Raw genomic sequence first — 12,161 nt, forward strand, 5'->3', positions numbered from 1 at the left:
CTGAAATGGGGCGAAAGTCTGTGGACTCTGTGTAAGACAGTACATGGTTTTTTAACTGTGGTATGCGACGGTGGTGGAAGCAGAAACTTAAATCGTGAGGTTTAGGAATCGCCGCACTTTTAGGGCGGCGAGGATGTCAACATCGTAACCCACCCCCATCATCCCCTGCTCAAGATTGACACTTTCATCGCTCATTTCTAGACAATCTAGGGGTAAATTCTCGGTTCACGGACCTAAACTAATACTACCAAATCATTACCCAAAAAAATAAACAGAAAACTTCTTACAGAAGTCGGGCAAGGGGTAAATTTTCACCTTTAACCTGAAATATACCCCCCTTTTCCCGACAAAAGAGCGAGAGTTTAGCCCCTGGCTGAAGGCTGACCATTAGATAAAATTTTGTTACGAGCATTCCGCCAGCAATTTTTGAGCAAGATATAATTGAAACAGTAGGGCTGCCATTGGGCTAAAAGTTAGGCAAATTTAAGAGATAGCCATTTCAGAAAAAAATGTATCATCGATAATGTTGATCTTCCCCGGATAAGAAACGAGTGAAGATTAATTGTTGAACCGAGCATCAGAAGCTATCTCTAAAGGGGGAAATGTTAGAAAGTTATCCCATTCGGGGAACCATCAGTCTTAACTTATCTATTTCCTATTGCTTGTATTCATTTAGTCATCTAACAGCAAGGGATCTAATCTCATTCAGGGGAAAAAGTCGTTATGAACCACCAAATAGAAACCCCTATCCGCTCACCTTCTCAAGCTCGATTCCGTTCACGGGAGGAACGCATCCAGATCGGTAAATCCCTGCGGGAGCGATTGCCGCGTTCTCGCCACGCTGTCTGGCAACCCCCCGCAGCTGGTCGAGAGCCGATCGAAATCATCGAAGCATCAAATCGAGGGCGATTACAGGAATTGATTCCCATCCGCTACGGACGAATGTTGCGGAGTCCCTTTACCTTCCTGCGCGGTTCCGCTGCCTTGATGGCCTACGATCTGGCCACCACTCCCAAAACGGACATTATCGTGCAGGCCTGCGGGGATTGCCACCTGTTGAACTTCGGATTTTTTGCCACCCCCGAACGCAATTTAGTCTTCGATATTAACGATTTCGACGAAACGCTGCCCGCGCCTTGGGAATGGGATATCAAGCGTCTCGTGGTCAGTTTTGTCATCGCCGGCAGGGATAGCGATCTATCCGATCAAGAATCGAAGGCGGCGGCGATCGATTGCGCTCGTTCCTATCGAGAACACCTGCGGGAATATTCTCGCCTCAGTCCCTTAGAGGTATGGTACACGCGCATAGGAGCAGAACAGGCGATCGAGATGTCTCCCGACGAAAAGACGCGGAAGATACGGGAACAGATAATGGCAAAAGCCCGCGAGCGCATCATCGAACATCTCTACCCCAAGATCGTCACCCAAACCGGCGGACGCAATCGCTTTGTCGATCAGCCGCCTATTCTCTACCATGTCAACGAACCGGATTGGGAGACTATCGTGCGCGAGGGTCTGGAAGACTATCGCCAATCCCTGCCGGAGGAACGCCGAGTCCTCTTTGATCGCTACCAATTAGAGGACTTTGCCCTGAAAGTGGTGGGCATTGGCAGTGTCGGCACCAGATGTTATATCGCCCTATTGTTCTCGGAAGATAACCATCCCCTCATCCTACAAGTTAAGGAAGCCTGCCCTTCGGTTCTGGAACCCTATACCGCCAAGAGCCAGTACGAAAATCAGGGACAACGGGTAGTTACAGGCCAGAGATTGATGCAATCCTCTAGCGACATATTTTTGGGCTGGACCCGGGGAAGAGGGGGGAAAGACTTCTATTTACGGCAACTACGGGATATGAAGTTTTCCCTACCCATTGAAGGAGTATCGGCCGTCCAACTGCAACGCTACGCCGAGTTCTGTGGCTGGACTTTGGCCCGCGCCCACGCTAAATCTGGAGATGCGGCCACCATTAGCGGTTATTTGGGAAAAGGAGATCAGTTCGATCTAGCCATGGGCGAATTTGCGATCGCTTATGCCGAGCAGACAGAACGAGATCACGCCGCTTTGGTGGAAGCGGTCAAAACAGGACGGGTCGAGGCTTTGGTAGAAGAAGATTTATAGGGTTAAGCTCTCAGCTATCAGCCTGTTATTTCTTGACCTTAGATTAGGGGCGCGAGCTTTGCGCCCCCACATTGCAGCTGGTGTGATACCAAATCCGTTTTTATACTAAATCCGGTTATTAAAGACTGATTATTTATTCCCCTTTTTGCCTCTTGCCTCTTGCCCTTTGCCTGTCCTCATAAGTAGCCTATACTCAACGGATTTAGTATTAATAGTCTGATTAACTCTCAAGTTATGGATTGTTTCTCCCTGTTCTGGCCTTCCCCACTCTCCTATACTTTTTAAACAGGATTTAGTATGATTGCTCAGTAGGTCAGATTTGCTCACAGAAAATACGGCCTATATCTACAAAATGCTCTAGAAAAAGGATGATGGTATGTGATATAATTTGCTCTTGCTTTCATCTACATATTTAAGTAATTTTGTCAAGAAAATGAGCGAATTAAAATCCCAAATCACGGCTATTGATAATCAACTTTCCAAACGTCCGATCGCTCTCGATCCCGCAGGATATTTTATTATTTATCTCGACCGAGAAGCAGGGTTAATCTGTGCCAAACATTACAGCAATATTATCAATGAAAAAGGTTTAGCCGTCGATCCAGAAACGGGAAAAGTTATCGGTGTTAGGCAAAAACTTGATCGCAATCCTGAGACTATTTACACTGCCAGAACTGCCAAAGAATTAGCCGTCAAAGTGATCGAAGAAACCCAACCTTGTCCGATTACTATGTTCGATCATGCTGCTTATTTAGGTCGAGAATTCACCCGCGCTGAATACGCTTTAATCACCGGGGAAGAATATATTCAGGATTAAAGATTGGGCTTTTCAGTGTTGCCAAAGGCACGGCGTAGCCGTCCAGTAAACAGTAAACAGGGATAAAGATGAAGATAAATAACTTAAAACTTACATCTGATAACTGATAACTGATAACTGATAACTGTTAAACCGTGCCTTTAAATAAACCTTGGGGACGGAATAATAACAGCAAGATCATAATTAATAAAGCCACGGCTAATTTATAATCAGAACCAATTAAGGGAACACTAATTTCTTGGGCAACACCAATAATTAAAGCCCCAGCAATCGCTCCGTAGGGATTACCAATACCACCTAAAATCACGGACGCAAACATTGGTAAGATTAAAAACCAGCCCATATTGGGACGCACTCCCCCAGTAATTAACCCGAACATCGCTCCGGCTAAAGCAGTTAAAACTCCCGTAATTATCCATGTCCAGAAAACAACCCATTCGACGTTAATTCCGGTTACTCTAGCTAAATCGGTGCTATCAGCTACGGCACGCATCGCCTTACCGATTTTGGTTTTTTGTAATAACAAATGGAGGGCAATAATAACTATAATTGCCAAACCAATAACTAACAAGCGATCAAAAGCTACTTTAATCCCAAAAATTTCTGTAGCGGTCATCACAGGCAGATCGTAGCGTTGATTACTACCGCCCCAGATCATTAAAATACCATTGCGAAGAAATAAAGCCAAACCGATCGAAATAATAATTAAAGTGGTAGAATCGGCCCGTCGATCGCGCATAGGTTTCCATAATAATCTCTCGGCAATGAGCATGGCAATAGCTGTCACTGCTGCCCCCACCAGCATCGCTAACCAGAGATTAATCCCTTGAGCATTTACCACCCAAGTTATGTAAGCACCCAAAGTCATAAAATCGCCGTGGGCAAAATTAGACAGACGCAAAATGCCACAGGTAAGGGTTAACCCAACAGCAGCCAGAGCAATAATACTGCCGACGGCTAAACCATTGAATAAAAGTTGCGGTGTATCCATCAAACCTCTTGTATAAATCAGAAATTGTCCTTAGAAATAGGAGTCAGGAGAGAGAAAATTAATTAACTTTTGTCTTTTACCTTATTTAACTGAAAGCTGAGGGACTGTAGCTTAAATATTTTTGTTTAGACCAAATTGCATGGCAGTATAAGCCTAGACAGCCATTATAAAGGTTTGTGTGCCAGCAATTTCTAGCGGCCGGCGAAAAGCTGACGGCTGATGGCTTACTGCTATAAAATCAAGAATGCCCACTGATGGAATTTTCCGCCAATGAAGACTATCTTTCGATTAGCGATCGCTTTTTTTGCATTACTATTTATCCTATCTCCTGTCAATGCCTTAGCGGCCAGTTCTGCTGCTGTCACAGGAGCCAATGCCAGTTATGAAAACCAGAATCTGACAGGAAAGGATTTTTCGGGACAAAATTTGCAATCTGCCCAATTTACTAACGTTAATCTGCAAGACTCTAACTTTAGCTCTGCCGATTTGCGCGGGGCAGTGTTTAACGGAGCCTCTATCATCGAAGGCAACTTTCATGGAGCGGACTTAACCAATGGGTTAGCCTATCTCAGTACCTTTAAAAATTCCGATTTAAGCGATGCCATTTTTGCCGAAGCGATCATGCTGCGTACCATTTTCGAGGGAGTCAATATCAACGGTGCTGATTTTAGTTTTGCAGTGCTTGACGCTCAACAAATCAAAAATCTCTGTGAAAGAGCCGAGGGTGTCAACTCAAAAACCGGCGTCTCTACTCCAGAATCTTTAGGATGTGATCAATGATGCAAACAAGGGTTGGTGTTATTGGTGGTGGACAATTAGCATGGATGATGGCACAGGAAGCCAAGAAATTAGGCATTTCTCTAATTGTACAAACACCACACCCCGACGATCCCGCCGTTGCTTTAGCTGACGGGGTTGTTTTTGCCGAAATAGCTGACGTGGAAGGCACAAAAAAACTAGCTCAACATTGTGATCTGATCACTTTTGAAAATGAGTTTGTTAATTTAGATGCCCTAGAAGAATTAGCGGCCACAGGAGTGCAATTCTATCCTAGTTTGGCAAATCTGCGCCCCCTATTGGATAAATACGAGCAAAGATGTTATTTACGCTCTCTAGGGTTGCCTGTGCCTGATTTTTGGGCGATAGATAATTTATCCCAATTAGAAAATTATCCTTTTCCGCTAGTGCTGAAAGCGCGACGACACGGTTATGATGGTCAAGGAACCTTTATTATCCGCACTCCTGAAGAATTAAACGCCAAAAAGCCGCAATTAGAGCGTCTTGACTTGATGTTAGAAGCTTATATTCCCTACGAGCGCGAATTAGCCATCGTTGCCGCTAGGGGATTAACTGGGGAAATCGTCACCTATGCCGTGGTGGAAACCCATCAAGAGGAGCAAGTCTGTCACTGGGTAATCGCTCCCGCCGCTCTTAACCAATCTTTACAGGCTCAAACCGAATCTATCGCCCATCATCTGTTAAGTAGTTTGTCGGCGGTGGGTGTTTTCGGGATAGAGTTATTTGTCACTCCGCAGGGAGAGGTATTGATTAATGAAATCGCTCCCCGTACCCATAATTCGGGTCATTACAGCCTTTCTGCCTGTCTTACCTCCCAATTTGCCCTACAACTGCAAGCAGTGGCTAATTTGCCCCTTGGAGCCACGGATTTAAAATCTGCCGGGGCAGTCATGGTTAATTTATTGGGTTTTGAGGATAGTGACGGCGATTATGGCGAAAAAAGAGCAATTTTAGCGGCAATCCCCGGCGCTCAGGTTTTTTGGTATGGTAAAAAATCCCGTCCCGGTCGAAAATTAGGCCATGTCACCCTGTTAAGGGATACAAGCGATCGCTCTGAGTTATTGGCCCTAGCAAAACAGATAGAAAAGCTTTGGTATGGTTGTTAGGGAATTATGAATTATGAATTATGAATTATGAATTGGGGAGTGGGGAGTATTTTCAGTAAACAGTGAACAGTAAACAGTGAACCGATAACTGTTTACTGATAACTGATATATGAATTATGAATTATGAATTATGAATTATGAATTATGAATTATGAATTATGAATTATGAATTATGAATTATGAATTATGAATTATGAATTATGAATTGGGGAGTGGGGAGTGGGGAGTATTTTCAGTAAACAGTAAACAGTAAACAGTAAACAGTAAACAGTAAACAGTAAACAGTGAACTGATAACTGATATATGAATTATGAATTATGAATTATGAATTATGAATTGGGGAGTATTTTCAGTAAACAGTGAACTGATAACTGATAAGAATGTGAACTGATATATGAATTATAATTTTGGGGAGTGGGGAGTATTTTCAGTAAACAGTAAACAGTGAACTGATAACTGTTTACTGATAAGGATGTGAACTGAAAACTCACATCTGATAACTGATAACTGATAACTGATAACTGATAACTGATTCAGCCAACCATAATTAAAAGACATTTTTGATTGCCTCGGTCAGTTTTTGACTAATTAACTCGTTACCGTCTCCACTAAGATGAATATTATCGCGATAGAGGGAATCAGGATTAGGATGAGCTTGAAAAATGGGCAGAAAATCTAGATAAAAAATCTGCTGGTTGCTGGTGAAATCCGCTAGTCTTTGACGGGCTTTTAATTCATAATCTCGCCCCTGTTTTTGAGCTTCGCGAATGAGGGGGGTAATAGCGATAATTAAACCGGCTTGATTAGCCTGAGCAAGGGCTTGAATTTGGGCAAGAGCGGTTAAATTATTGCCCACTCGATCGCCCCCTTCTTGCACTGGTGGTAGGGGAGGATAACGCTTAAAATATCGATCATATAATTCGATTAAAGCTAAAGCTGGCCGGCGAGCGGGATAATTAATTTCTCGTCCCACCACCGCCGAACTAGGAGCTAAAGCGAACAGATCATCGGTGTTCATTAATAACACAATCACCTGAGATTCAAAGGTGCCGAAACGTCGCAGATAGGCCAATTGATTGCGCGGTCCCCAAGAATTGGCCGAAGCATTGAGAACTTCCACCGAACCCGTCAGATTCTGTCCTAAATTTTTGGCGATTAAAGCAGAAATGGTCTCTTTTTGATCTGTCCACCAGGAGCCATTAGCGATCGAATCACCGATTAACAGTATTCTCGTCGTCTCTGGAGGCCGTTGGGGTGTAATCGGATCGCTCCGCATCGAATACTGATTAACGGCGATAAAATTGGAAAACCGGCGCGTTTGTTGATTAGGAGCCAAAAGATAGCCAATTTCGGCATCGGCTTCGTAAATAAGCGGATTACCGAACCCGAAGACAATTCTTAAAATAGCCTCAAGGAAAAGGGCAAGGGCGAAAAGAACGCCTAGAATGATTAAAGACAGCCGAATGATACCAATTTCTAATAACACGGATAGATGAGAGTTCGCTAATTTATGATCCTAAAGTGTCTCATACTTTCCACATCCATCTCATGAAAAGGAGTTAAGGGCAATGTCAGACTTAAATCGTGGCATTATGAAATTCGAGGGGGCCGATAAACCAGCAGTAGTGGCGATATCGTCCATTATCGTTATCGGTAGTATTATTGCTCTGATCCTTTGGGCAATGAAAGTCGCCTACATCTAGTTAGGGTTTGCGGCAAAAAGCTTTTCCTGGGGGCAGGGTGTGGGGTGTGGGGTGTGGGGTGTAGGGTGTAGGGTTTTACCCATTTTCATCTGGTAAATTACCTAATTTTCAGGGAAAAAGTACCTGAATTTTCCCCCCGATCTCCGCAATGGCTGGCACTTTTTGATTTCTCAAAAGTCTAAAAGTCTTACCCAACAAGGTTTTTAGATTTATTCAGCAACCTCTAGTTAGCTAGAATAATTTCGCTCACTTTTGGCATCACTCGGTTTAAATTTCTTGCCATCACGATCTCACCTCTTGTCCCCTTGAGCCTGTAGGATAGGGTCAAGGGAGAAATTGCTAGTTCCCTCTATCGCGCTTGCTAGTTACACCCGACTCGAAACAGATCATCGATGAGCAGATCAACTTCTGTTTTAACAGAACTGTTGCAGTTACTCCCTCAATTGCGATCGCAGATGTACTTCAAAGCATCCCTGACCGCGCTATCCCACGCCATGGAGGATCAGGTTTTAGCGGAAGACGATCAACCGTTAGTGATTGCCAGTTTTCAGCGTGAGCGCTTTTATCGTCAAGAGGCCCATCGCTATCGACGCATTGCCCACAAAAGCGGGCAAGTTTATGTTTTGTCGGCCCCAGAAACCGATTTTAAGCATAGTTCCGACGTTTACGAGACGATCGCTTTTCAACCGGACGACAGTTTAGCCCAAGAATGGCATCTAGTGGTTATCAGTCGCCATTATGCTAGTTGTTTAATCTGTCGGGAACGAACCCATCTGACAGCAGAGGGGGAAAATGGGGCAGCTATGGATAATAATCGCCGTTTTGAGGGGATTTGGACGAGCGATCGCCATGTGAGTCAACAGGCCGCCCAAATTCTTTTAAATCATATTCTCGATTATCGTCCCGAACTAGCGGAGAAAATTAGGCGCGCCCAAGAAGAATACCTGATCTGTGAACTGACGGACAGGGATCATCAAGAGGAACCAGATCCCTTTGTCCAGCGATTGGTCACTTATTTGCAAGCGGGACAGTATAAACTGCTGAAAGCCAATCGTTCCTTGGCATCGAAAGAACACAAGGAAAGACTGATCAACTCGGTGACAGCGGCGATCCGTCGTTCCCTCGACCCGGAAGCCATCCTCCAGGTGGCAGTGCAGAAATTGGGGCAGGGATTGGGAGTCTGTCGCTGCGTGGTCTATCGTTGTCATGAGGCCGACATTAACGCCACCATCGAACACGAATTTTTAAACTCCGGCATTAGTTCCATCAAAGGACAAAAATGGCCTCTGAAAAATAATCCTCTTTTTCAGGAAGCGCTGGAATTGAGAGAATCCCTGAAAATTGAAGACGCTATTCACGATCCCCGTCTCCCCGGGGATTCCATTCAAAATCTGGTGCGGGAATGTTCCATCTATTCCTGGTTATTAGTACCGATTTTTTACCAAAGTCGTCTCTTGGGAATGTTGGAACTGCATCACTGTGGACCCTATACCACCACTTGGAAAAGCGAGGATGTCGCCCTGGTGGACGCGGTGGCCACTCAAATCGGAGTCGCCCTCATTCAAGCAGAAGCCTACGCTAATTTACAGGATTTAAATGAACAATTAGCCGCCCTTGATCGCACTCGTTCTAATTTAGTCGCCATTACCGGCCACGAATTACGCACCCCCCTGTCCACCATTCAAGTCTGTCTAGAAAGTTTGGCCTCGGAACCGGATATGCCGGGGGAAATGCGCCAAATTATGCTTGATACTGCCCTGAAAGATGCGGAACGAATGCGTAAATTAATCCAAGATTTTTTAACTCTTTCTAGGTTAGAAAGTGGCCGGGTTAATTGGAATCCCGAAGCTTTATCCTTATCGGAATGTGTGGAATTAGCCATCAGTCACGTTCACTCCCGCAATCTCGACAACGACAACCCAAAAATTAGCAATCTTGTCCCCCCTAATCTGCCCTTTGTTTTAGCCGATGGCGAGTGGTTAGTGGAATTACTCTCCAAACTTCTCGATAATGCCTGTAAGTTTACCGGTCGCGAGGGAAATGTCTCGATCGAAGTCGCTTCGGGAAAGCCAAAAACTCTAGAAGTAACCATTTCTGACACTGGACGCGGGATCGAACCCAATCTTTTAGAACAGGTTTTCGATCGCTTTTACCAAGAGGAGGGGGCCCTGCGACGCAGTGCCGGGGGAACCGGTTTAGGACTGGCTATCTGTCGTCAGATCGTTAATGGTTGGGGCGGCGAAATTTGGGCAGAATCGAGGGGCAAAAATAACGGCAGTCAGTTTCATTTTACTATTCCAATATTTAAAGATAAAACTAACGATAATCCCCCAAATACCGCTCCGAAAAAATCCCCCCGTCGTGCTGCCAGTAAACGTAAATAGCGGACGGTTGCCTGTTTAGTTTTGGCTCTTTGCTCGTGACTTACTATTCCTTTTCTTCATCAAAAACTAAACAAAAAAGCATTAAAAAAGAAGCATCCAATCCCCAAGATATATAATAAACTTAAAAGAGTAATCAATTAGTCGTTTTTAGGTGAAAAAATTATGGGACGCGCCAAGAGAGTGGTTTTAGCTTATTCCGGAGGAGTCGATACTTCCGTCTGTATTCCCTATCTCAAACAGGAATGGGGAGTAGAAGAAGTGATTACCCTAGCCGCCGATTTAGGACAGGGAGACGAGTTAGGACCGATTCAGGAAAAAGCCCTGCGCTGCGGAGCGCTCGAATCCTTAGTAGTCAATGCTCAGGAAGAATTCGTCAAAGAATACGCTTTTCCCTCAATTCAAGCTAATGCTCTCTACGAAAATCGTTATCCCCTTTCTACCGCCCTGGCTCGTCCTTTAATCGCTAAATTATTAGTAGAGGCTGCCGAGAAATACGGGGCCGATGCCGTCGCTCACGGTTGCACCGGCAAAGGTAACGATCAAGTGCGTTTTGATGTGGGCATTATGGCCCTCAATCCTAGTTTAAAAGTTCTCGCTCCCGCCAGGGAATGGGGCATGAGCCGGGAAGAAACCATCGCCTACGGGGAAAAATTCGGGATTGAGTCTCCCGTGAAAAAATCCTCGCCTTTTAGTATCGATCGTAACCTGTTGGGGCGCAGTATTGAAGCTGGTCCTTTGGAAGATCCGATGACGGAACCCCCGGAAGAAATCTATCTAATGACCAAAGCGATCGCCGATACTCCCAACGAGCCGGAATACGTCGATATTGGTTTTAATCAGGGAATTCCCGTCAGTTTAAACGGAGAAAATCTCGATCCTGTCACGCTAATTAGTCAATTAAATGACCTAGTGGGTAAACACGGTGTTGGTCGGTTAGATATGATCGAAAACCGGGTAGTGGGAATTAAATCCCGAGAAATTTACGAGGCCCCGGCTTTATTAGTTTTAATTGACGCTCACCGGGACTTAGAAAGTTTGACTTTAACTGGAGATGTTACCCAATATAAACGGGGAATTGAAGATACCTACGGACAGTTAATTTATAAAGGATTGTGGTACAGTCCCCTCAAGGAAGCGATCGATGCTTTTATCATCAAAACTCAAGAACAGGTAACGGGATCGGTGCGAGTGAAACTGTTTAAAGGTAACGCTAAAGTGGTCGGTCGTCAGTCAGTCAATTCTATCTATTCTCCCGATTTAGCTACCTACGGAGCCGAGGATCAATTTGATCATAAAGCTGCCGAAGGTTTCATCTATGTTTGGGGATTACCCAGCAAAGTTTGGGCCGAAAAAACTAGAGGGAAGTAATCAACAATCCTCCCCTAAGTAAGTGGGTGTTAATTCAGATTCCCCCGCCGATCCCCCCTTATTAAGGGGGCAGGGGGGATCGTTTAAATTAAGTCTTCACTTTTTCCCAGTTTGGCAATTAATTCTAAATCTCTAATACAGTCCCCAATAGATACCATTAATTGATGACCGTAAACAACCCCTATAAATTCAATTCCTTCTGTTTGACGACGACTAGCTTCTATTAAAAAATCGCTATCTTGGCTAAAAATCACTCTTGATAAAGTTTGAGATTCACTACTTTATTCCCTGTGCTTTAAGTCGGGTAACAAAGGGAGAATCTCCGGCTTTTTCTCGCATTTTTTTGGCAAATTCTAAATCAGCTTGGATAGCTTGATCTAATTCTTCTCTATGTTCCCAATAGTAAGCTAATGCTGAGTGAATTTGACTCATGCTTAAATCACGATGGTTAATGTGAATTTCTTCTGGAGTCCAACCGTAAGCTATTTGTGCCATAACTAGATCAATCACTTTCAGGGTAGAACCCGCAATTATTGGTACTCCCCGATGATCAATTGAAATATGTTTATAGTCTGTGAGATTTGTTGTCATGTGGAGAGGGTTAAGCTAAGACACATTTAAATTATACTACCTCATTGCCGCAAATTCTTGAGACAAGCGGCTTAAGCTACTTGTCTATACCCAATAGACCTCTCCATAATTTAATTAAATCACAATAATAGGATATAATAAAACAAATAGTAACTCAAAAAAAGCCATGAAAAACTACACTTGGGAATACATTCAAAAATATCCGAAACAAACTAAAAGACTATTAGGAATTGACTACCAACAACTAGAACAACTGATGGCACTTGGAAAACTTATACATCGGAA

The 12,161-nt window shown here is 44.1% G+C and carries 11 protein-coding genes and 1 pseudogene; 8 read left to right on the top strand and 4 right to left on the bottom strand.

Translation table 11 applies throughout. From position 1 onward, the window contains the following. Positions 1–723 precede the first annotated feature (723 nt). Both IM473_RS05140 and IM473_RS05145 read left to right on the top strand, forming a co-directional pair. Positions 724–2,118: a DUF2252 domain-containing protein gene (locus tag IM473_RS05140; protein WP_287660165.1), complete on the top strand. Its 1,395-nt coding sequence runs from the start codon at positions 724–726 to the stop codon at positions 2,116–2,118. A gap of 433 nt (positions 2,119–2,551) precedes the next feature. Continuing rightward, the gene (locus tag IM473_RS05145; RefSeq protein WP_008197426.1) at positions 2,552–2,935 is read left to right on the top strand and encodes a DUF4346 domain-containing protein; all 384 of its coding nucleotides are present in this window, start codon (positions 2,552–2,554) and stop codon (positions 2,933–2,935) included. A gap of 127 nt (positions 2,936–3,062) precedes the next feature. Here IM473_RS05145 and IM473_RS05150 read toward each other — a convergent pair whose 3' ends face one another. After that, positions 3,063–3,926, bottom strand: coding sequence for a branched-chain amino acid ABC transporter permease (locus IM473_RS05150; RefSeq protein WP_287660166.1), 864 nt, complete (start codon positions 3,924–3,926; stop codon positions 3,063–3,065). A gap of 270 nt (positions 3,927–4,196) precedes the next feature. Here IM473_RS05150 and IM473_RS05155 point away from each other — a divergent pair, with 270 nt between their 5' ends. Together IM473_RS05155 and IM473_RS05160 are read left to right on the top strand one after the other, a co-directional pair. Next, positions 4,197–4,706 carry a pentapeptide repeat-containing protein gene (locus tag IM473_RS05155; protein ID WP_002760385.1) on the top strand — a complete coding sequence of 170 codons (510 nt, stop codon included), beginning with the start codon at positions 4,197–4,199 and terminating at the stop codon, positions 4,704–4,706. After that, positions 4,703–5,830, top strand: coding sequence for a 5-(carboxyamino)imidazole ribonucleotide synthase (locus tag IM473_RS05160; RefSeq protein ID WP_287660167.1), 1,128 nt, complete (start codon positions 4,703–4,705; stop codon positions 5,828–5,830). Before IM473_RS05155 ends, IM473_RS05160 begins: the two co-directional genes overlap by 4 nt. A 547-nt stretch (positions 5,831–6,377) precedes the next feature. Here the strand turns inward: IM473_RS05160 and IM473_RS05165 are convergent. Continuing rightward, the gene (locus IM473_RS05165; protein WP_287660168.1) at positions 6,378–7,316 is read right to left on the bottom strand and encodes an SGNH/GDSL hydrolase family protein; all 939 of its coding nucleotides are present in this window, start codon (positions 7,314–7,316) and stop codon (positions 6,378–6,380) included. Between the two features lie 82 nt (positions 7,317–7,398). Here IM473_RS05165 and IM473_RS05170 point away from each other — a divergent pair, with 82 nt between their 5' ends. From IM473_RS05170 to IM473_RS05180, 3 genes are all read left to right on the top strand, one after another. After that, a complete protein-coding gene (locus IM473_RS05170; RefSeq protein WP_002736350.1) occupies positions 7,399–7,533 on the top strand; it encodes a hypothetical protein in 135 nt (44 codons plus the stop codon). A gap of 392 nt (positions 7,534–7,925) precedes the next feature. After that, positions 7,926–9,917: a DICT sensory domain-containing protein gene (locus IM473_RS05175; RefSeq protein WP_287660169.1), complete on the top strand. Its 1,992-nt coding sequence runs from the start codon at positions 7,926–7,928 to the stop codon at positions 9,915–9,917. 162 nt (positions 9,918–10,079) lie between these two features. Further along, the gene (locus tag IM473_RS05180) at positions 10,080–11,285 is read left to right on the top strand and encodes an argininosuccinate synthase (protein WP_287660170.1); all 1,206 of its coding nucleotides are present in this window, start codon (positions 10,080–10,082) and stop codon (positions 11,283–11,285) included. Positions 11,286–11,368: 83 nt separating this feature from the next. On the opposite strand, the gene IM473_RS05185 is transcribed toward IM473_RS05180, so the two are convergent. Then, positions 11,369–11,539, bottom strand: a complete 171-nt coding sequence (locus tag IM473_RS05185; RefSeq protein ID WP_287660171.1) for a hypothetical protein — start codon at positions 11,537–11,539, stop codon at positions 11,369–11,371. 22 nt (positions 11,540–11,561) lie between these two features. Next, on the bottom strand, positions 11,562–11,876 hold the full coding sequence (locus tag IM473_RS05190) for a DUF433 domain-containing protein (protein WP_287660172.1): 315 nt from the start codon (positions 11,874–11,876) through the stop codon (positions 11,562–11,564). A gap of 166 nt (positions 11,877–12,042) precedes the next feature. On the opposite strand from IM473_RS05190, the pseudogene IM473_RS22475 reads away from it, so the two are divergent. Then, positions 12,043–12,161: pseudogene (locus tag IM473_RS22475) on the top strand (IS5/IS1182 family transposase); the annotation flags it as partial.

Source organism: Microcystis sp. M015S2 (assembly GCF_020245945.1).
Classification (GTDB): domain Bacteria; phylum Cyanobacteriota; class Cyanobacteriia; order Cyanobacteriales; family Microcystaceae; genus Microcystis.